The following is a 20,224-nucleotide window of genomic DNA, read 5'->3' as shown; positions in this document are numbered from 1 at the left end:
CTACCACTTGCGCAGGTATTCGATGCGCTCGCGCAGCTGCTCGGCATTGCACAGCGCGGTGGGCGGGCCGCCACAGGCCTTGCGCACCTCAGTATGGATAGCACCGTGCGGGCGGCCCGAGCGCTGGGCAGCGATGGAGACTACCGTGTTGAGTTCTTTGCGCAGCTGGCCTAGCTCATCGACGACTCCAGTATCGCTTGACTCAGCTTCCACAGCCTTCTTCCGCGAGGCCGGGGCATAGTCCATGCCATAGAGCTTGCGACGGTGAGCCTCTTCGGCCTCAGCCGCGCGCCGCGCTTTTTCCTCCGCCTCGCGGCGGTCCATTTCCTCAGATTGCTTCTTGCGCAGCAGGTCCTTGACTTGGTCCGCATCGAGCAACCCGGGAATACCAAGGAAATCGGCTTCTTCATCCGTGGTCATGTCCCCAGTGTTGAACTGAGAACCGTTATAAAGCAGGCCCGAGAACTCTGCCTCGGCACCAAGCGACTCATAAGACTTCTCCAGCATGTCTGGTTCGGTCTTTTTCTGATTCGCCTGCTCTAGCAGGTCGTCGTCCCAGCCTTCCTTGTCGGGCTTTTCCTCACCCAAAACGTGATCGCGGGACTTTTCCATATTTTCCGCCAAGCCCAGCAAAACAGGCACCGAGGGAAGGAAAACGGACGCCGTCTCACCCGGCATGCGCGAGCGCACGAAGCGGCCGATGGCCTGGGCGAAAAATAGCGGGGTCGATGCGGACGTCGCATACACGCCCACTGCTAGGCGCGGGACGTCCACTCCCTCAGACACCATGCGGACTGCCACCATCCACTCATCGGTGGACTCAGAAAACTCCTGAATGCGATCAGAGGAGCCGGGATCATCAGACAAAATCACCGACACCGGAGTATTGGACAGCTGTTTGAGGATCTTGGCGTACGCGCGTGCGGTCGTCGTATCCGATGCCAACACGAGGCCACCGGCATCCGGCATATTGCGCCGCATTTGCATGAGTCGGGTATGCGCTGCCTGCAGCACTGCAGGGATCCATTCGCCCTTGGGGTCCAACGCGGTGCGCCACGCTCGGGCGGTTTGCTCCGCATTCATAATGTCGCCCAAGCGGGCTGCATGTTCCTCACCCGCCGAATCGCGCCAGCGGGCTTCGCCAGAGTAAGAAAGAAAGACAACGGGGCGCACGACGCCGTCGGCAAGCGCATCGCCATAGCCATAGGTATGGTCCGAGCGGGATACCTTGTGCCCCTCCCCATCGTCCACGTACTGGACGAATGGAATGGGCGAGTCGTCGGAGCGGAAAGGCGTACCGGTCAAAGCCAGGCGGTGATTGACATCGTCATAAGCTTCCTTGACGCCATCTCCCCAGCTCTTGGCGTCGCCTGCATGGTGAATCTCGTCAAGGATCACCAAAGTGCGCCGGGCAGAGGCCACAGCGCGGTGCTTAAAGGGGTGCATACCCACCTGCGCGTAAGTCACCACAATGCCGTCCATCGAGGGATTAACGGCGGAGGAATTGCTAAACGCCGGATCTAGAGCCAGACCTACGCGTGCGGCAGCGCTAGACCACTGGGTCTTGAGGTGTTCGGTAGGCACCACCACGATTACGCGCTCGACCGTACGGTCTTCCATGAGCTCGGTGGCAATGCGCAGGGCGAAGGTAGTCTTTCCGGCGCCTGGGGTCGCCACCGCCATGAAGTCTTGCGGCTTAGTAGCGAGGAATTTATCGAGGGCGGATTGCTGCCAGGCGCGAAGGTTAGTCTTCTTAAAAGTCCTCACTTGCGGCGCAGACCCTTATACACACGCTCACAATCGGGGCACACCGGAGAACCCGGCTTTGCCTGCTTGGTCACCGGGAATGTTTCGCCGCACAGCGCAACGACATACTTGCCGTTCACCGCGGAATCGAGGATGTGATCCTTTTTGACGTAGTGGAAGAACTTCGGCGTGTCATTATCCGTCGTCGAAGTGTCTTCACGAATATCTGGCCGTTCAATTGTCTTCGTAGTCGTAGTCACGCACTCCATTTTGCCGCATCGGCATCGAACTTTGCGAGTCAGGCGGCTACCCTTGGAGAACATGTACACGTCATGCACGCCAGCCACTGCGCCCCTCTCCCCTTATCGAGGGAACGCCGACGCGCACGAGGGGAGCCGAATCTAGGTTGTTTGGCAAAAAAGAGCGCTATCTCATCACAGATGCCAAGCTCACGCCTGGCCAGGACCGCAAGCGCCGCGAAATTCAGTACGGAATCTTCCAGTTTTTGCGCGTTCCTTCCCTGCTCATCGCCGGCTTTTTCCTCTATATGCATTGGTGGCTTCTAGCCGCCATCATTGTGGGCGTGACGTTTCCCCTCCCCTGGATAGCAGTGGTGATTGGCAACGGCCGAGGTGAAAAGAAGGATAAGCGCGAGAAAAACGTGTACAAGCCAGCCATGAACCGGCAGCTTTATAACCAAGCCCACGCCCCACAGGTATCCGGCGGCACCGCCCGACCTATTGAGGCACACCACGACATCATCGATCACGAAGAAAAGTAAAGGATTCCTGCTTTCATGACGACCGCTTTTGGCCCCGACTTTGATGCCACCGCGCTAGCCAAGCTGGCCGAAGAGCTTTCCGATGTCTTTACCGCCGCCGGTTTTACTACCGATGGCATAGCCGGGCACCTAGGTCCGGAAGTTACCGAGGCCCTCTTCCGCGGCGAACCCGCACCAGTTACGCTCGCCGCGCACAGCGAATCTCAATTGGATTTATTGATCCGCTTCTTCCTCCTGCATGAACACCTACCGGCGACCCTTTTAGGCGAGGCGGTAGGTGCGCGCCTGGCTACCCAGTTGCTGGATGCCAATGTTGCGCTTGCCGACGCCCATGGCAAGGCCTACATTGCCCTCGATATCCGCCCCCACATCATCGTTGGCGCCAACCGTCTCATCTTCTCCGACGTCGACGCATCCTTGGTCGACCACGTACCCGGCCCAGACCATGTGCTTGGCGTTGGTGCGGCAAGCCTTTCGCTGCTGCAATCCACGCCAGTAAGCCCAGTGGGCAGCGTCTTAGATCTAGGCACTGGCTCGGGCGTCCAATTGCTGGGGCAGCTCGATTGCGCTGAAAAGATTACCGCCACCGACGTGCATGAGCGTGCATTGGAGTTGGCCGAGGCTACCATTGCCGCTACTGGCGATAGCGAGAAAGTGGAATTGCTGCAAGGTTCGTGGTTCGACCCCGTAGCCGGCCGCCGCTTTGACCGCCTTGTAGCTAACCCACCTTTTGTTGTTGGCCTTCCGGAAGTTGGCCACGTCTACCGCGACTCCGGGTTAAATCTGGACGGTGCTAGCGAGCTGGTTGTCTCTCGTGCCACCGATCACCTAACCCCTGGCGGAACGGCTCACCTTCTGGCCGCTTGGGTACACACCAGCGGCGAGACCTGGCAGCAACGCGTTGCTTCCTGGCTGCCGGACAAAGGAATTGCCGCCTGGATCATTCAGCGCGACGTAGCCGATCCCGCACTCTATGTGTCCACCTGGCTCGAGGATGAATCCCTGGATGTACGCTCCCCTGAAGGACAAGAGCGCTCTCGCGCCTGGCTGGAACATTTCCAGCGACATGAGGTCAATGGCATTGGCTTTGGTTTTGTCGCGATCCAACGGATCCGCGACGATGAACCTGCCGATATCTTGGCCGAAGAAATGCCGCAGGCCTTTAGCGACCCACTTGGCCCTGAAGTAGAAGAATACTTTGCCCGTGTGGCGTGGTTGCGCGACCTTGTACCCGGCGAGCTACAGGGAAAGCACTTCCACGTACGCCCAGGGCTGGCACGCGAAGATATCAGTACCCCAGACGGGGAATTAGGCCAGGGCTTTACTCGGGCCGCTCTACGCCTTACTCGCACCGACGGTCCGCGCTGGAGCCACGAAGTAGATGAACACATCGCTGCCATTGTCGCCGGACTCAACCCACAGGGCTTGAACCTGGAAGAAACCATTGGCCTGTATGCAGCGGCACACGGATTCGACGAAGCAGAACTTACTACTGCTGCCCTACCCGCCGTGATCGATATGGTCCGACATGGCCTGCTTATCCCAGCTGATCTCCTCTTAGATACCGATTCTCCGGACCTCAGCTAGATCCACACTGTCCCCCCACTCGTTATATAAGGAGAAGTAAACCATGCGCGCAGTTTTGACTCGGGTATCGGAGGCCAAAGTAACCGTCGATGGAGAAACCGTGGGTGCCATCGATTGCCCCGAAACCGGTGGCCTTCTCGCTCTAATTGGGGTCTCGCGCGAGGATATGGATGATTGGCGTCCCCGCGCTGAGAAAATGGCACGCAAGATTGCAGAACTGCGCATTCTTGATGGCGAAGTGTCAGTCATTGATGCCGCAGCGCCTGTGCTTGTGGTGAGCCAATTTACTTTGTACGGCCGCACTGCCAAAGGGCGGCGCCCTTCGTGGGCGGATGCCGCTCCAGGCCCCGAAGCCGAACCGGTCATCGCGGCGATTATTGCGAACCTCAGGGAACGCGGCGTATCAGTTAAAACAGGCCAATTCGGGGCTAAAATGCGCGTTTCCTCTGTGAACGAAGGACCTTTCACCGTCTTAGTAGAGACCTAGCCCGCACCCTCTATTTCCGCCCCACGAGAACTGAAAATCGTGTTAAGCAGGCCCTTTTACAAACGCTTTCGTGACTTAAACCACTTTTCCAGATTTTGTGTCGAGCAAGCCATGAAGCGCTACGGAATGCAAATCCTCAGAGAGTGATAAATGCCCTACCCGCAGTGCAATAATTTATTATCACTCTGCAAGATTTTGTTCTATACTGAAGGCACAGCGAAGCAAAAGGGCTGTATATGCAGGATGAGAGACAGTTTCTCAAAGTCCTACAAACGCAAAATTGAGTGAGAAAGTTTTTCTCAATCATGGTTGCAGAAGCCCAAACGCTTCGGCCGACCAACTAGATGTAGGAAAGAAAATGTCCCACTCAATCAAGCGGCGCAACAAAGCCCAGCACCCAGAAAACCAGGCTGAGATGCCTGAGGACCTCAAGACCTCCAAGGCAGCTCCCTCCTCCAAAGAATCCGCACCAGCCCCTGGCATTGACACTCCGTTTGATGGCCAGAAGGGTGCACCGAAGTGGAATAAGGAAGACACCGTATGGATGCTCTCCCTGTTCGGCACCGCAATCGGCGCCGGCGTCCTCTTCCTCCCCATCAACGCCGGTATCGGCGGCATCATCCCACTGATCATCATGACGGTGGTAGCACTGCCCATGACCTACTGGGCCCACCGCGGAATGACTCGCTTGGTCCTGTCCAGCTCCAAGCCAGACGGTGACCTCACGGACGTCGTCGAGGAACACTTTGGCATGAAGGCCGGCGTTCTGATGAACATTCTGTACTTCCTGTCGGTCTACCCCATCCTGCTGGTTTACTCGGTAACCATCACCAACACGGTCAACTCTTTCTTGGAGCACCAGCTCGGAATCACCCCGCCGGACCGCTGGCTTACCTCCCTACTGCTGGTAGGCGGCCTTATCCTAATCGTCCGCATGGGCAAGGACGTCGTAGTTCACGTCATGTCCTACTTGGTCTACCCATTCATCGGCATCCTGGTTCTACTTTCCCTCTACCTCATCCCGAAGTGGAATACCGCACTCTTTGATTCCTTCGACCTCAACGTTGCTCGCGAGGCTTCTGGCCACAGCATGGGCGTTACCCTGATGCTGCTGGTCCCGGTTATGGTCTTCTCCTTCAACCACTCCCCGATGATTTCCTCCTTCGCCGTTGACCGCCGCCAGACCTACGGCAAGTTCGCTGAGGCCAAGTCTCGCAAGACCTTGCTCCGCGCAGAAATCCTCATGGTCGTCGTGGTCATGTTCTTCGTCTTCTCCTGCGCTCTGAGCCTCTCCCCGGCTGACATGGCAGACGCTAAGGCACAAAACATCACCATCCTGTCCTACCTGGCCAACCACTTCGATAACCCACTTATCCAGTGGATTGCCCCAATCATCGCCATGATTGCAGTTGCTAAGTCCTTCCTCGGCCACTACCTCGGCGCAGCCGAAGGCTTCGAAGGTCTCGTCATCAAGGGCAGCAAGAACGCAAGCAAGGACGACGCTGAGTCCGCGCACAAGCTCGATACCATCACCCTCATCTTCATGCTGGTCACCGCTTGGCTCGTCGCCTGGGCTGACCCATCCATCCTGGGCATGATTGAAACCCTGTGTGGCCCGACGATTGCCATCATGCTCTTCATCATCCCAATGGTCGCCATCCACAAGGTTCCTGCGCTGAAGCGCTACAAGGGCAAGGCTTCCAACTACTTCGTCTTCTTCATGGGCCTCGTCGCCCTAGCAACCATCATCTACTCCATCGTCCAGGCTTTCTAAGCACCGCCGCAGACGAGAAAATCGCAGAGGATTCAAGGAAAGAACAATGTTCATCAGCATCTTCGATATGTTCAAGATTGGCATCGGCCCCTCAAGCTCACACACTCTTGGGCCAATGAAAGCCGGCAAGGCTTTCGTGGACGAGCTCAAGGAAAAGGACCTCTTTGACAAGGTCACTCGAGTTCAGGCAAATGTCTACGGTTCCCTCTCCCTCACAGGCATCGGCCACTCCACCGACAAGGCCATCCTCCTCGGCCTCGCTGGTGAAGAGCCAGAGACGGTTGATATCGACGGCATCTCCGAATTCATGAAGAACGTCCGCAGCAGCGAGAAGCTCATGCTGGGCGGCTCCCACGAGGTAGAATTCCCCAAGGACGGCGGCTTCTACTTCCACGATGAGTACCTCCCAATGCACGAGAACGGCATGTGTCTTATCGCCTTCGCCGGCGAGGAAGACATCCTGCACAAGACCTACTACTCAGTCGGTGGCGGTTTCATCGTCAAGCAGGAAGACTTTGCCAAGCGCACCGACGCCAAGGTTGATATCCCCTTCCCCTACGCCAGCGCCGCAGAGATGCTCGAGCTGTGCGAGAAGAACAACATGACCCTCCCGGAGCTTGGACTTGCCAACGAGCTGGCACTGCGCTCCGAAGATGAGGTCAACGAGCACCTACGCAAGGTTCGCGATGTCATGTACACCGGCATCAAGCGCGGCTCCGCTACCGACGGCCCGCTGCCAGGCTCCCTGCTTGTCCCCCGCCGCGCCGCTGCCCTCAGGCGCCGCCTGGAGCAGTCTGAACCGCACGATGGTCTGAACATCCTCAGCTGGGTCAATATGTTCGCACTGGCTATCTCTGAAGAGAATGCATCCTGCGGCCGCGTTGTCACCGCACCTACGAACGGCGCCTGCGGCGTTGTCCCGGCAGTACTGGCTTACTACGACAAGTTCGTTGAGCCCGTTACCACCGAGATGTTTGCTGATTACATCTTCGCCTGCAACCAGATTGCTTCCCTGTACAAGATGAACGCTTCCATCTCTGGCGCTGAGGTCGGCTGCCAGGGTGAGGTTGGTGTAGCGTGCTCCATGGCTGCTGGCGGTCTCGCCCAGCTCATGGGCGCTACCCCAGAGCAGGTTTGCATTGCAGCCGAGATTGGCATGGAGCACAAGCTAGGCCTGACCTGTGACCCAGTCCTTGGACAGGTTCAGGTACCCTGCATTGAGCGCAACGCTGTCGCTGCCGTTGACTCCATCACCAGCGCTCGCATGGCGCTGGAGCGCGAGAGCAAGCCATGCGTTTCTTTGGACGAAGTCATCTGGACCATGTATAAGACTGGTAAGGATATGAACGCCAAGTACAGGGAAACCTCACAAGGTGGCCTGGCCCTAGCAGTTCACCCGCCAGTTCCGGTGTGTGGATAGAGACCACCCTGTAAAGAAGCGATGAGCCGGGTGAGCACAGCGCTAAGCCGCTTGTGTTCATCCGGCTTTCTTGGCGCTACTCCCCCTTCCGCCTATTCGCTTCCGTGTGATATCTTCTCTATAACCTGACAGGAATTAAAGGACATGCTTCAGCTAATGAACTTCCCTAGCGGCAGTGCCTCCGAAGAAAATTTCCTCGAGCAGTACATTCCCCTCGTCGAATTCCTCGGTAAGGCAATGGGCCCAAACACCGAAATCGTACTCCACGATCTCGACGTTCCCGATAAATCCATCATGGCCATCGCCAACGGCCACATCTCCGGCCGGCAGCTAGGCGGCCCCGTGACCGACTTCGCACTGTGGTTTATGAAACAAGGCGATGCCGCAGCAATCCCCATGATGACCGGCTACCGCGCCGTCAATGCGGAAGGCAAGATTTGCCGCTCTTCAAGCTACTTCATCCGCGACGACTCCGGCCATATGCGCGGCATGCTGTGCATCAATGTTGATGTCTCCGAGTTGGTACACATTCGCGATGCTGCCGCCGCACTTATCGGCAACGCAGATGATCCCGCATTTGATAAGTCCAAGGCTTTCGGCGGCTACCCCGGCACGGAGGAGCAACCGCAGCGCCCCGTAGCGGTACCAGACCCAGTTCCAGAAGACGAGGCTGCAGAAGAGGAACCAAAGAAGGAAGAAGTCAGCGAGTCTTTGCGTTCTAACGTGGAGCACCTTCTCGATTCCATGTTGAACTCTGCGATTTCCAACCAGAGCACGCCAGTTCCTCGCATGCAGCGCGAAGAGCGCCTCGAGGTGGTTTCTGACCTTGAGGATGCAGGATTTTTCCTCCTTAAAGGAGGAATCGCCGCGGCAGCGACGCGCCTAGGCGTATCTGAACCGACTATCTACCGCTACCTCGTCCAGGTGCGTGGATAGTAGTTCCACATTCCACGCTGTTCGCAGCTCGTAACCGTTCCCCGTGGTACCTCTCCCCCGAAAAGGTGGAGTTGTACCACGGGGAACAACTGTTTTTAATATTTCTCTCCGCACCGGGAACTAAATCGCTTAAGACTCCGTTGTACTTTGTGAAACCGGCGACAAATTCAGGAGGCTTCACTATGACGAAGACATCTGCCACCACCGCCAAGGGCACTTCAAGTGCCACTACTGATGAAGAACAGGAAGTAGACCGCGGATCTCGCCGCAACCAAACCAACGATAATCCTTCTGCCGACCTCGTCCGCGTTTATCTCAACGGCATTGGCAAGACCGCACTGCTCAGCGCGGAAGATGAGGTAGAACTCGCTCAGACCATCGAGGTTGGACTGTACGCGGAGTACAAGCTCAATAACGCAGAAAAGCTCACCCGCGCAGAAAAGCGCGACCTTAAGATCCTCGCCCGCGAAGGCAAGAAGGCACGCTCCCACCTGCTCGAAGCCAACCTGCGCCTCGTCGTCTCGCTAGCAAAGCGCTACACCGGCCGCGGTATGCCACTGCTGGATCTCATCCAAGAGGGCAACCTAGGCCTTATCCGCGCAATGGAGAAGTTCGATTACGCCAAGGGCTTCAAGTTCTCCACTTATGCCACTTGGTGGATCCGTCAGGCGATTACCCGCGGCATGGCTGACCAGTCCCGCACCATTCGCCTCCCAGTCCACTTGGTTGAGCAGGTTAACAAGCTTTCCCGCATTAAGCGCGAGATGTATCAATCCTTGGGCCGCGAAGCTACTAACGAGGAACTTTCGGAAGAATCCGGTATTGACGAGAACAAGATTGAAATGCTGCTGCGCCAGTCACGCGATCCGGTCTCTCTCGATATGCCGGTAGGTACCGATGAAGAAGCTCCTTTGGGCGATTTCATTGAAGATGCAGAAGCTACCGATGCTGAAACCGCGGTCGTCGCATCTATGCGCCACTCTGATATCCGCGGCGTGATTGACACCTTGGAAAAGCGCGAGCAGGATGTCATCCGCCTGCGTTATGGCCTCGATGATGGTGTTCCGCGCACCTTGGATCAGATTGGTCGCCGCTTCGGTCTTTCGCGCGAGCGTGTACGCCAGATTGAGCGCGAAGTTATGGCAAAGCTGCGCGATGGCAATCGCGCCGATCGCCTGCGCGAGTACGCTTTGTAATCCACGCCTACCGCATTCGGCAACACATCCTCTCCCCGGGCCCATTTGGCAACGTACCGCCATGGGCTCGGGGTTTGGCGTTGATAAGGCATCGGCTTGGTTCTTAGCGGCGAACCAAGCCTTGGGTAGGCTAATCTGGACTGCAGAGTCTAGAAAGCGCTTTCCCGTTCTTGGGCGGGACAATAGCCGCGTAACCGTATTCACACAGAAAGGTATGCCCACGTGAGGGACCTAGTTGATACAACGGAGATGTATCTGCGGACCATCTACGAGCTAGAGGAAGAAGGCATCACTCCCCTGCGCGCCCGCATTGCGGAGCGTTTGGAGCAGTCCGGGCCAACGGTTTCTCAGACCGTGGCTCGCATGGAGCGCGATGGCCTTTTGCACGTGCGCACCGACCGCAGTTTGGATCTCACGGACAAGGGCCGCGACTTAGCAACCGCAGTCATGCGCAAGCACCGTTTGGCAGAGCGTTTGCTTACCGACGTCCTGGGGCTCGACATTGCCAAGGTCCACGACGAGGCCTGCCGGTGGGAGCATGTGATGAGCGAAGAGGTGGAAAAGCGCATGGTCGCTGTTCTCGATGATCCGACGCGGTCGCCCTTTGGCAATCCTATTCCGGCGCTATCTGCACTTGGCTTCGATGTTCCACAGCCGGATCAGGGCACCCGCGCGGTCGATCTCCCCAATGGCGAGCAGGTCTCTGCGACCGTCATCCAGGTCAATGAAATCCTGCAGGTTGATGATGGCACCTTCCAAGAACTCACCGATGCTGGAATCCGAGTGGGCGCCAAGGTGTCTGTGGTCAATAACAGCGGCACGATTACACTGTCGACACCGGAAGGCGGAAGCGTCGTGCTTTCCGACGATTTGGCGCACGCAGTGCGCGTGGAGGTATAACCCATGAAGCTTCTCGTCACAGGTGGCGCGGGCTATGTAGGCAGCGTTTGCGCTGCTGTATTGGTCGAACAGGGCCATGACGTAACCATTATTGATAATTTCTCCACCGGCAATCGCGAGGCCGTTCCGGAAGCCGCCCGCGTCATCGAGGGCGACGTCGCGGACAAGGCTGCCGATGTCCTGGGCGAAGGTGGCTTCGAAGGCGTCATTCACTTCGCTGCGCGCTCCTTGGTGGGCGAATCCGTGGAAAAACCAGATGAGTACTGGCAGCACAACGTCGTTACTACCCTGACGCTGCTTAATGCCATGCGGGATAACGACGTCAAAAACCTCGTCTTTTCCTCCACCGCTGCAACCTACGGTGAGCCCGACCAGGTCCCGATTACGGAAGACATGCCAACCCAGCCCACCAATCCTTATGGTGCGACCAAGCTGGCCATCGACTACATGATCACGTCCTTTGCCCACGCCTACGGCCTGGGCGCTACCTCGCTGCGCTATTTCAATGTGGCTGGCGCCTACGGAAATATTGGCGAGAACCGCGAGGTAGAAACCCACCTCATCCCCATCGTGTTGCAGGTTGCTTTGGGCCACCGGGATAAGATTTTCATGTTCGGTGATGACTGGGATACCGCAGACGGCACCCCAGTGCGTGACTACATCCATATCCGCGATCTAGCCGACGCCCACGTGCTTGCTCTCGAGTCCAATGAATCTGGCAAGCACCACATTTACAACTTGGGTTCTGGCGATGGGTACTCCGTCAAGCAAGTCATCGAGATGTGTCGCAAGGTAACCGGCCACGACATTCCGGCTGAGGCGGCCCCGCGCCGCGCGGGCGACCCAGCTACGCTCATCGCTTCCTCTGAGAAGATTCAGCGGGAGCTCGGGTGGAATCCCACCCGTACGGACCTGGAAACCATCGTCACCGACGCATGGAACTTCACCCGACAGCTTGGCGATAAGGCACATTCCGCAAAGCGGTCCTAGACGCCGCGCGTGTTAGGCGGGGCTGTCAACGCGGAGCCCCGCTGCTTCGCGGGCTAGCTCGCAACCATGGCATAGGCTGGAGACCAACCGCTTTCCCATGCCGCTGCGATAACCCTGCGCTATGAGGCGCCCCAGATTGTGATGGGGCGCCTCTTCTACTACTACGGAAAGCGCCGGACCGGCATAAATTCCGAATTCGTGGGACACCTGGCCAGCAGCATACAAAGCTAGGGCGTTATAGCGAATAGACCCCTGGAATGTACGCGCTACCGCCAATAACAGGTCTCCTGCTTCCTGCGGCGCGGAGACGAGCTCCGTAATGACTAGGTCGCGGGTCCAAGTGGTAGACATCCACATGGCTGCCACACACAACAATTCTTCATTTTCTAGGGTTTCCTCCAGCGATTCGACCTCGCTGAGCACATAGCGCACATCGGCAATGAGGTGCTTGACCACCTGCACTGGTTCTGTCGTGCCGTACCCGTGCCCGGCACGCAGCTGGCGGGCAATCTCTTCGGCGCATCGCTCCATGGCCCTAATCTCTTCTTCCCCAAAGTATGGGTTCGGGTCTTTAAAGCGCTGGACCAAGTCATGACGGCTAAGTTCCGGAAGCATGCCATTATTCACGCAGGCGCGCATCGTGTGGCTCGTCGAGATGGCGGGTATGGTTCCTTCCATCCAATTCTGCAGCGGGCCCTCGCCGCTTTCTGTGGCGTGGCCAAAGATGAGGTCATAGGAGGTATCGGTGGATGATTCTTCGGCCAGCCAGCAGGCATCGATGCCCATACCTGACCGGTCGTGGAAATGGTAAAGAGACTGCAGAATATCCCAGAGCTCTCCTTCCTCGCGCTGAGAGAGGACGAAGCAGAAAATGATTTCGGGATTTCCGCAATGAAACGCCTCCATCACCTCGTGCAGGGCACCAGGCACATCGTGCAGATCGAGGCGGGCTACTGGCCCAATGCTGTATCCGCGTGGGCTGGGCTGGATGGAGATGAGGATCACTGATTCAGTGGGAAAGAATCCGAGGATTCCTGGGATATTGGCGAGGATATCGCCGGGCGTACGGATGGGCTGAGTTGGTGTTGTGATGTCCATGGCCCCAGCTTCAACCACGCGCGCAACTATGCATAGGCCGCTAAGGGAAAGGTGGTGGGGATCTGTGGATAGGTGGGGTGAAGGGGGCGTCGGCAAGCGGCTTTCCACACCCCGCCCGGGATTGCGCTGGCAATGCGCAGCGGTTTGGGGCACAATTGTTTATTTAACCTCGCAGTGCGCGCGGGAATAGTAAGCACTCACGCGGCGTTGGGGTAGGTAAGAAAGCAAGGAGGTAACACAACATGCACGAAGAAGATCGCCGCATGTATGAGCTGGAATATCCGGCTCCGGTGATTAGGGATGATTCCGGTGACGGACAAGGCCCCACCATGATTGTTGCCATGCACGGCTATGCTGACGCTGGCCAGGCCATTGAGGCAAGTGCTGACCACCTGAAAGCCGCTTTGGAAGGCCGTCAGCTGGCGTCATTTAACTCTGATGAGCTGATTGATTACCGCTCGCGCCGCCCAGCCATCACGATTGATAAGGATCGGGCGCTGGAAATCGAGTCCATGGATCTTGGTATTAAGGTGCTGCGCGATAATTCCGGCAAGACCTTCCTACTGCTGTCTGGCCCTGAACCGGACATGCGCTGGGAGGCGTTTACTACCGCCGTGGTGAAGCTGGTGGAAAAGTTCAACATCGAAGACACCATCATGCTCTATGCCGCGCCGATGCCGGTGCCGCACACCCGCCCCACGGTGGTCACGGCCCATGGCACCTCCTCCCGCTTGACCGAGCACATGCTCTCGATGGATTCCACCATGATGGTCCCAGGCTCCGCCGCGCTGTATCTGGAAAAGGCTCTAGCGGATAAGCACCGCACGGTGGCTGGATATACCGTCCACGTGCCGCATTATCTGGCAGCTTCGCCTTATCCGCAGGCCACGTTCCAGTTGCTGGATTCGGTGGCGCGGGCGGCGCGCCTCAATATTCCTTTGGGCAGCATTGAGGCCGATATTTCTCGCGTGGAAAACCAACTGGAGGAACAAGTTGGTGGCTCGGATGAGATTGAAGGCGTAGTCCAACAACTCGAGCAACAGTATGACGCTTATATGGAGCGCTACCGCAAGGAGCATCCGCAGGCGATCATGCCCGGCGAGGAGCCTATGCCTACCGGTGAGGAAATCAGCGAGGAGTTCCAAGCATTTTTGGCTTCCTTGGATGAAGAAGAAAGCCAGCAGATCATCAATACAGAGATCGATGACCGCGAAGATTCCGCCGAGGAGGAAGGCCCGCAGTCCGATGATGGCAAGGACGGCCCTGATTCTGCTTCGGGCGAGGGCGACTTAGGTGACGATATCTAACTAACCCGCCCCCATCGCCGCTAAGGTGGTGGGGGTGAACTTATCTCAGCTGCTGCCAGATTTGACGGAAGTACCCGAGTCCCTCGTTGACGAGGCGATCTGGGATACCTTTACCTCGTGGACCACCAGCCGGGGTATTAATTTGTACCCGGCTCAGGAGGAAGCCTCGCTCGGCATTTTGGCCGGCGATAATGTCATCCTCGCTACGCCTACTGGCTCAGGAAAGTCCATGGTGGCTAATGCTGCACACTTCATCGCCCTAGCTCGTGGCCAGCGCAGTTTCTATACCGCGCCGATTAAGGCCCTTGTGAGCGAGAAATTCTTTGCCCTTTGCGATATCTTCGGCGCCGAGAATGTGGGCATGATGACTGGCGACGCCACCGTTAACGGCAATGCCCCCATCATCGCCGCCACCGCCGAGATTGTGGCCAATATTGCGCTGCGCGATGGTGCCGAGGCCAATATCAACCAGGTAGTTATGGACGAGTTCCACTACTACTCCGAACCAGATCGCGGATGGGCCTGGCAGGTGCCGTTGCTAGAGTTGTCCAAGGCGCAGTTCCTGCTCATGTCCGCCACTTTGGGCGATACTCAGTGGCTAGAAGAAGATCTCACCCGCCGCACCGGCCGCGCCACCAACCTCGTCGCCGGCACTACGCGTCCCGTCCCACTGGACTTTTCCTATGTCTTTAGCGCGGTGCACGAGACCATCGAGGAGCTCTTGGCCGATAAGAAGGCTCCCATCTACGTGGTGCACTTCTCGCAGCGTGAAGCGGCCGAGCGCGCCCAGGCGCTCACCTCTCTATCGGGGATCATCACTAAAGAAGAAAAGGAAGCGATTGCCCAGGAAATAGGTGGTTTCCGCTTCACCACTGCCTTTGGCAAAGATTTGTCCAAGCTCTTGCGAAAGGGCATCGGCATCCACCACGCGGGAATGCTGCCCAAATACCGCCGTCTAGTAGAGCGCTTGGCACAAAAGGGCCTGCTTAAGGTCATTTGCGGCACCGATACCTTGGGTGTGGGCATTAACGTACCCATCCGCACCGTGCTGATGACCGGGCTTGCCAAGTTCGACGGCCAGCGCCAACGCATCCTCAAGTCGCGCGAATTCCACCAGATTGCCGGCCGCGCCGGCCGCGCCGGCTATGACACCGAGGGCACTGTGGTGGTCGAGGCCCCCGAGCACGAGATTGAAAATGCTAAGGAGCGCCGCCGCATCGGCGACGACCCCAAGCGCTTGAAGAAGCTGAAGAAGAAGTCCGCTCGTGAAGGCGAGGTGTCCTGGTCCGAGAAGACCTTCGCGCGTCTTACTGAGGCGGAACCGGAACAGCTTACCTCTCAGTTCCGCGTTTCTAATTCCATGCTGCTCAACGTCTTGGCACGCCATGGCAATGGCTTTGACCACATGCGCCACCTGCTGCGAGACAATCACGATAATCGCAGCAAACAGAATAAGGACATTCTCACCGCTATCGATCTCTTCCGCGGGCTGGTGGATTCCGGCGTGGTGCAAAAATCGACCAAGGGATTGGATATCTACGGCCGCCCCTACCACTTGGTGCGAGAGCTGCCGCGGGACTTTGCGCTCAATCAGCCGCTGGGTCCATTCGCGCTGGCGGCGCTCTCGCTGCTGGATCCGGAGGCGGAGACTTATAACCTGGACGTCATTTCCGTGTTCGAGGCCATTCTGGATGACCCGCGCCAGGTGCTCATCGCCCAGCAGAAGCAGCGCCGCGGCGAAGAGATAGCCGCGCTAAAGGCGGACGGGGTGGACTACACCGACCGCATGAATATCGTAGAAGACATCACCTGGCCGAAGCCGCTCGAAGAGCTATTGGAGCAGGCCTACGATACTTTCGCTGAGACCAATGCGTGGGTCAAGGAGTTTGAGCTGCGGCCCAAGTCCGTGGTGCGCGACATGCTCGAGAACGCCATGACCTTCTCCGATCTGGTCGCAACCTACGGCTTGGCCCGCTCCGAGGGCGTGATTTTGCGCTACCTGACCGACGCCTGGCGTACCCTGAAGCAATCCATTCCCGATGAGTACAACACTCCGGAGCTCGAGGACATCGTTGTCTGGCTGGGAGAGCTTATCCGCCAGGTGGATTCCTCGCTTGTCGACGAATGGGCGCAAATGGCCGGCGAAGACTCCCCCATCGACCAAGACACGGTGGACCGCGAGCTGGCCTTTGGCGTGGAGGACCCCACCGCGCTCACGGCCAATCGCCGCGCCTTTACCATTATGGTGCGCAATTACATGTTCCGCTTGGTGCAGCTCTTTGCTTTGGAAAAGGAAGAGCGCTTGGCGGAGCTGCTCGATTACTTGGACGAGGTGCCAGACTTCGGCGCTATCCTGGATGACTATTTCGATGAATATGATGACATCGATTCCGGCCCCGAGGCCCGCGGCCCGGAGTTCTTCCGCCTTGGCGATACTGACTCGCGAGCCTGGTCGGTGCGCCAGATCATCAAGGACCCAGACGGAGACCACGCCTACCAGTTCGTGGCTACGGTAGATCTCGATGCCTCCGATGAAGCCGGCGAAGTCCGCCTAGCGGACCTGCGCGTGGAGTATTAGCCAGCGAAAACGACAAAGCCACCCTGGTTGCCTCGCCCCGGAATAAGAGGGGGACGTCGGCAAGCGCGAGGGCGGCTATCGGCCGGCTATTTTAGCGTGCGGCCTCGATCTGGACAGCCTGTGCCACAGCCTGGACAACAGCCGCTACCTTGACGGCCTCCCAGACCTGCTCCTTGCTCAGGCCAGCCTCGTTGAGCTCGTGCGCGTGGGCACCCAGGCAGTGCTCGCAGCCATTGATGGCGGAAACTGCGGTATTCCACAGCTCGAAGTTGGCCTTGTCTACGCCTGGCTTCGAGATGATGTTCATGCGCAGGCCGAACTTAACCTGTGCGTAGTCATCGCCCAACCAGCCCTTGGCACGGTAGGCAACATTGTTCATAGCCATAACGGTGGCTGCGCCGTAGGCTGCCTCGATAGCTTCCTCGGAGAGGTGCTCCTTTGCTTCTTCCGCAATCTCAGACAGCACGGTGTCATTGCGGGTTGCAGCAGCCGATGCCAGCAGGCAGCCCCAAAGCTGCTCCTCATTGAGGTCCTTGGAACGGGTCAGGGCGCCCAGGTTGAGCTTCTGGTCCTTGGCGTACTCCGGCAGGGAAGACTTCAGATTATCAATAGACATAGCTTTTCTCCTTTGAGGTTTTGATAGGAATTTACTGCGTCGGATTTAAAAGGAAACCCCGCCACGAAAGCGGGGTGAACCTGCATCTCAGTGAGATTTAGAGCGCGGACTGAACGACGTCCATCTTGTTGATGTTCTTGGTTGGGTCGTTCTTCTCCCAGTTACAAGCGCAGACCTCTTCGGACTGCAGGGCGTCGAGCACGCGCAGAACCTCGTCTACGTTACGGCCGACAGCATCCGGGGTAACGGATACGAACTGGATAACGCCATCTGGGTCGATAATGAAGGTGGCGCGGTCAGCAACGCCATCAGCGTTTTCGACGCCCAGTGCACGAATGAGGTCGTGACGTACGTCAGAGAACATCGGGAAAGGAACTTCCTTCAGCTCTGGGTGGGTTGCACGCCAGTTGAAGTGAGCGAACTCGTTATCGGTGGAGCCGCCGAGGATCTGGGTATCGCGGTCTTGGAATTCCTCGTCCAGCTTGCCAAAGGCAGCAATCTCGGTCGGGCAGACGAAGGTGAAGTCCTTCGGGTAGAAGAAGACGACCTTCCACTTGCCCTCGTACTTGTCCAAGGATACCTGCTCGAAGTAGTCCTCCGGCTGGTTAGCGTTGACGTCGTGCAGATCGCCACCGGTCAGGGCGGTGAGGTTGAACTCTGGGAACTTTTCGCCGACGGTCAAAATAGGCATAGTCTTCAACTCCTTTAGCAAAGGCTTTTCCTCTAAGTTTCCTGCCGCTTGACGTACAAGCAGCGGGGCCGGACCGTGTCCGGCCCAACACGATCAGTTATACCATCTTTTCCGCTCGCGTCAATAGCAAATCCTATAGGTAAGTGTTAGAGTGATAGGCATGCATAATAAAGAGTATCGCCCTACACTTGCTCAGCTGCGCACCTTTGTCACCGTGGCGGAAAACAAGCACTTTGGTACCGCGGCCGCCAAACTCGAAATTTCCCAGCCCTCCCTCTCTCAGGGCCTCGTTGCCCTCGAGCAGGGCTTGGGCCTGCAGCTCATCGAGCGCTCCACCCGCAAGGTCATCGTCACCTCGGCCGGTGAGACCCTCCTCCCCTACGCCAAGGCCACTCTTGAAGCCGCCGATACCTTCCTGGCCCACGCTCGCGGCGCCAACGGCACCCTTGCCGGCCCACTGACCATCGGCGTTATCCCCACCATTGCTCCCTACATCCTTCCCGATCTGCTCTCGATGCTTGTTGAGGCCTACCCGGATCTCGAGCCGCGCTTCGTCGAAGAGCAAACCCAGCACCTCATTACTCGCCTGCGCAACGGCAACCTGGACCTTGCCATCATGGCCCTTCCTTCTGAGGCCACCGGCATGGTCGATAGCCCGCTCTACACGGAGAAATTCTCCATTGTCTGCCCGCCCGATCACCCCATCGCCGGCCGCGAGGATGTCGAGCTTGCGGAGCTCAAGGACTTAGATTTGCTGCTGCTTGACGACGGCCACTGCTTGCGCGATCAGGTCGTCGATCTCTGCCGCCACGCCAATATCAACCCGGCCGAGGCCACCAATTCCGTCACCCGTGCTTCCTCCCTGACCACCATCATGCAGCTGGTCATGGGCGGATTGGGCTGCACCCTCGTCCCCGAATCTGCACTAGCCACCGAGTGCCATGGCAAGGACGTCGCCATCGCCCACTTTGCCTCCGATGTCACTGCCGAGCGCGAGGTCGGCCTCGTGTTCCGTTCCTCTGCCGCCCGCGCCGAGGAATTCCGCGAATTCGGCACGCTCATCACCTCTGCCTATAACAAGGCGATTGAGCGTTCCCGGCAGTAGTCTCACCCGGCGGCCCCACACGGGGGCGTCGCCAAGCACGCCAAAGGCCACCGCCCCAAATTGGAACGGTGGCCTTTAACTATGCTGCGCTACGCCTGCGGGAGAGTATTGCGCCCCGCGCACTGGCGGTACATATGCGCCTGTGCCAAGAGGGTAACCGGATACGCCACGATGAGGCCGATGCCCAAAAGCAAGAAGCCACCGATAATGATGAAAAAGTTCAAAATTGCCAGCAGCAACATTTGGCCGTAGTTATTCTTACCTGCCTGAAAGCCCTTCTTCACGGCGTCACCAACGCTATCGCCATCGGCCGCGAACCACTGCATCAGCGAGAAGAATGGTTGGATAAAGAAGCTAATCAGCGAAATCACAGCCATGACACCAAGCATGCCCATGACGGCGGCGAAGGCTTCTTCATCGGAAAGCTGCTCGGCATTGCCGGCCAGCCCCTCCGCAGAACCGCGCACAGCGACGAAGGAAATCAGTCCCCCCACAAGGCCGATGACGACCATTATGACTAGTGGCTGCCACCAGCGCACATTCTTAAATAGGTAGCCCCACCCGGTGCGAGAATCATCAATCTGAAAAAGCGCTAGGCGCATAAGCGCCAGAGTTAGCACGATGCCAATCACCCAGGAAATGATTTGCATGATCGTGGAACTAGCAGTGAGATCACCGTCGGCACTCGCCGTCGCAGCGCCCACTCCGCCAGAAATAGCGAAAAAGACTACGCCGAGGAAGCCAGCTAGCAACGTTCCTAAAATCCATAGCTTCCAGTTGCTAAAAACAGCGCGAAAAGCCCAAGAAACAGCATCTATGGCCGAAACCTTTCCGGTGTGCTGAGGCTGGCCCGCATGATAGCCGGCGTAGCCTTGGGCATTACCCTCGTGGCTGCCACCATACGATGGAAGCTGGCCGTAGTCCGGCCGATCCTCAGGATGGTTGGTCGGCTCATAGCGAGGAAAATCGTCATTTCCACCCGAATACGGGTTCGTCATAGGCGGTGCTCCTC

Annotated in this window: 18 protein-coding genes; 12 read left to right on the top strand and 6 right to left on the bottom strand. The window is 57.8% G+C overall.

From position 1 onward, the window contains the following. Positions 1–1,767, bottom strand: coding sequence for a DEAD/DEAH box helicase (locus QP941_RS09065; RefSeq protein ID WP_284868726.1), 1,767 nt, complete (start codon positions 1,765–1,767; stop codon positions 1–3). Further along, the gene (locus tag QP941_RS09060) at positions 1,764–2,015 is read right to left on the bottom strand and encodes a DUF3039 domain-containing protein (RefSeq protein WP_005325062.1); all 252 of its coding nucleotides are present in this window, start codon (positions 2,013–2,015) and stop codon (positions 1,764–1,766) included. Before QP941_RS09060 ends, QP941_RS09065 begins: the two co-directional genes overlap by 4 nt. Positions 2,016–2,152: 137 nt before the next feature. On the opposite strand from QP941_RS09060, the gene QP941_RS09055 reads away from it, so the two are divergent. From QP941_RS09055 to galE, 9 genes are all read left to right on the top strand, one after another. Beyond that, entirely contained in the window at positions 2,153–2,527 is a 375-nt protein-coding gene (locus QP941_RS09055; RefSeq protein WP_284765907.1) for a DUF3099 domain-containing protein, read from the top strand. Positions 2,528–2,542: 15 nt separating this feature from the next. Continuing rightward, on the top strand, positions 2,543–4,114 hold the full coding sequence (locus tag QP941_RS09050) for a DUF7782 domain-containing protein (protein WP_284868725.1): 1,572 nt from the start codon (positions 2,543–2,545) through the stop codon (positions 4,112–4,114). A gap of 43 nt (positions 4,115–4,157) precedes the next feature. After that, on the top strand, positions 4,158–4,601 hold the full coding sequence (dtd, locus tag QP941_RS09045; RefSeq protein WP_284868724.1) for a D-aminoacyl-tRNA deacylase: 444 nt from the start codon (positions 4,158–4,160) through the stop codon (positions 4,599–4,601). A gap of 358 nt (positions 4,602–4,959) precedes the next feature. Next, the gene (locus tag QP941_RS09040; protein WP_239277558.1) at positions 4,960–6,375 is read left to right on the top strand and encodes an SLC5/6 family protein; all 1,416 of its coding nucleotides are present in this window, start codon (positions 4,960–4,962) and stop codon (positions 6,373–6,375) included. A 46-nt stretch (positions 6,376–6,421) separates the two neighbouring features. Continuing rightward, positions 6,422–7,795, top strand: a complete 1,374-nt coding sequence (locus tag QP941_RS09035) for an L-serine ammonia-lyase (protein ID WP_225746853.1) — start codon at positions 6,422–6,424, stop codon at positions 7,793–7,795. Positions 7,796–7,939: 144 nt separating this feature from the next. Further along, positions 7,940–8,731, top strand: coding sequence for a helix-turn-helix transcriptional regulator (locus QP941_RS09030; protein ID WP_370658817.1), 792 nt, complete (start codon positions 7,940–7,942; stop codon positions 8,729–8,731). A 182-nt stretch (positions 8,732–8,913) separates the two neighbouring features. Continuing rightward, a complete protein-coding gene (locus tag QP941_RS09025) occupies positions 8,914–9,927 on the top strand; it encodes a sigma-70 family RNA polymerase sigma factor (protein WP_225746851.1) in 1,014 nt (337 codons plus the stop codon). Between the two features lie 222 nt (positions 9,928–10,149). Further along, positions 10,150–10,827 carry a metal-dependent transcriptional regulator gene (locus tag QP941_RS09020; protein ID WP_005328577.1) on the top strand — a complete coding sequence of 226 codons (678 nt, stop codon included), beginning with the start codon at positions 10,150–10,152 and terminating at the stop codon, positions 10,825–10,827. Positions 10,828–10,830: 3 nt separating this feature from the next. Then, positions 10,831–11,817: a UDP-glucose 4-epimerase GalE gene (gene galE / locus QP941_RS09015; protein WP_284868723.1), complete on the top strand. Its 987-nt coding sequence runs from the start codon at positions 10,831–10,833 to the stop codon at positions 11,815–11,817. A 12-nt stretch (positions 11,818–11,829) separates the two neighbouring features. Here the strand turns inward: galE and QP941_RS09010 are convergent, their stop codons facing one another. Then, positions 11,830–12,915 carry a DUF4192 domain-containing protein gene (locus QP941_RS09010; protein WP_284868722.1) on the bottom strand — a complete coding sequence of 362 codons (1,086 nt, stop codon included), beginning with the start codon at positions 12,913–12,915 and terminating at the stop codon, positions 11,830–11,832. Positions 12,916–13,157: 242 nt separating this feature from the next. On the opposite strand from QP941_RS09010, the gene QP941_RS09005 reads away from it, so the two are divergent. Then, positions 13,158–14,222 (top strand): PAC2 family protein, encoded by a 1,065-nt coding sequence (locus QP941_RS09005; RefSeq protein ID WP_250413346.1) that lies wholly within the window; start codon positions 13,158–13,160, stop codon positions 14,220–14,222. 34 nt (positions 14,223–14,256) lie between these two features. After that, positions 14,257–16,800: a DEAD/DEAH box helicase gene (locus QP941_RS09000; protein WP_284868721.1), complete on the top strand. Its 2,544-nt coding sequence runs from the start codon at positions 14,257–14,259 to the stop codon at positions 16,798–16,800. Positions 16,801–16,891: 91 nt separating this feature from the next. On the opposite strand, the gene ahpD is transcribed toward QP941_RS09000, so the two are convergent. Beyond that, on the bottom strand, positions 16,892–17,416 hold the full coding sequence (gene ahpD / locus QP941_RS08995) for an alkylhydroperoxidase, AhpD family (RefSeq protein ID WP_284814138.1): 525 nt from the start codon (positions 17,414–17,416) through the stop codon (positions 16,892–16,894). A 97-nt stretch (positions 17,417–17,513) separates the two neighbouring features. Then, positions 17,514–18,107 carry a peroxiredoxin gene (locus QP941_RS08990; protein WP_023021385.1) on the bottom strand — a complete coding sequence of 198 codons (594 nt, stop codon included), beginning with the start codon at positions 18,105–18,107 and terminating at the stop codon, positions 17,514–17,516. Between the two features lie 160 nt (positions 18,108–18,267). Here QP941_RS08990 and QP941_RS08985 point away from each other — a divergent pair, with 160 nt between their 5' ends. Then, on the top strand, positions 18,268–19,212 hold the full coding sequence (locus QP941_RS08985; protein ID WP_239277550.1) for a hydrogen peroxide-inducible genes activator: 945 nt from the start codon (positions 18,268–18,270) through the stop codon (positions 19,210–19,212). A gap of 89 nt (positions 19,213–19,301) precedes the next feature. Here the strand turns inward: QP941_RS08985 and QP941_RS08980 are convergent, their stop codons facing one another. Beyond that, positions 19,302–20,210: a hypothetical protein gene (locus QP941_RS08980; RefSeq protein ID WP_284868720.1), complete on the bottom strand. Its 909-nt coding sequence runs from the start codon at positions 20,208–20,210 to the stop codon at positions 19,302–19,304. Positions 20,211–20,224 lie beyond the last annotated feature (14 nt).

It is taken from the genome of Corynebacterium sp. MSK150 (assembly GCF_030229215.1).
Lineage (GTDB): Bacteria > Actinomycetota > Actinomycetes > Mycobacteriales > Mycobacteriaceae > Corynebacterium.
The sequence above is the reverse complement of the archived record's forward strand: the minus strand, read 5'-3'. Positions and strand labels throughout refer to the sequence as shown.

Excerpts from the sequence above, each read along its gene's own strand:
- galE (WP_284868723.1), top strand. The coding sequence starts at position 10,831 with ATGAAGCTTCTCGTCACAGGTGGCGCGGGCTATGTAGGCAGCGTTTGC.
- QP941_RS09040 (WP_239277558.1), top strand. The coding sequence starts at position 4,960 with ATGTCCCACTCAATCAAGCGGCGCAACAAAGCCCAGCACCCAGAAAAC.
- dtd (WP_284868724.1), top strand. The coding sequence starts at position 4,158 with ATGCGCGCAGTTTTGACTCGGGTATCGGAGGCCAAAGTAACCGTCGAT.
- QP941_RS08980 (WP_284868720.1), bottom strand. The coding sequence starts at position 20,210 with ATGACGAACCCGTATTCGGGTGGAAATGACGATTTTCCTCGCTATGAG.
- QP941_RS09005 (WP_250413346.1), top strand. The coding sequence starts at position 13,158 with ATGCACGAAGAAGATCGCCGCATGTATGAGCTGGAATATCCGGCTCCG.
- QP941_RS09035 (WP_225746853.1), top strand. The coding sequence starts at position 6,422 with ATGTTCATCAGCATCTTCGATATGTTCAAGATTGGCATCGGCCCCTCA.
- ahpD (WP_284814138.1), bottom strand. The coding sequence starts at position 17,416 with ATGTCTATTGATAATCTGAAGTCTTCCCTGCCGGAGTACGCCAAGGAC.
- QP941_RS09010 (WP_284868722.1), bottom strand. The coding sequence starts at position 12,915 with ATGGACATCACAACACCAACTCAGCCCATCCGTACGCCCGGCGATATC.
- QP941_RS08985 (WP_239277550.1), top strand. The coding sequence starts at position 18,268 with ATGCATAATAAAGAGTATCGCCCTACACTTGCTCAGCTGCGCACCTTT.
- QP941_RS09025 (WP_225746851.1), top strand. The coding sequence starts at position 8,914 with ATGACGAAGACATCTGCCACCACCGCCAAGGGCACTTCAAGTGCCACT.
- QP941_RS09030 (WP_370658817.1), top strand. The coding sequence starts at position 7,940 with ATGCTTCAGCTAATGAACTTCCCTAGCGGCAGTGCCTCCGAAGAAAAT.
- QP941_RS09050 (WP_284868725.1), top strand. The coding sequence starts at position 2,543 with ATGACGACCGCTTTTGGCCCCGACTTTGATGCCACCGCGCTAGCCAAG.
- QP941_RS08990 (WP_023021385.1), bottom strand. The coding sequence starts at position 18,107 with ATGCCTATTTTGACCGTCGGCGAAAAGTTCCCAGAGTTCAACCTCACC.
- QP941_RS09060 (WP_005325062.1), bottom strand. The coding sequence starts at position 2,015 with ATGGAGTGCGTGACTACGACTACGAAGACAATTGAACGGCCAGATATT.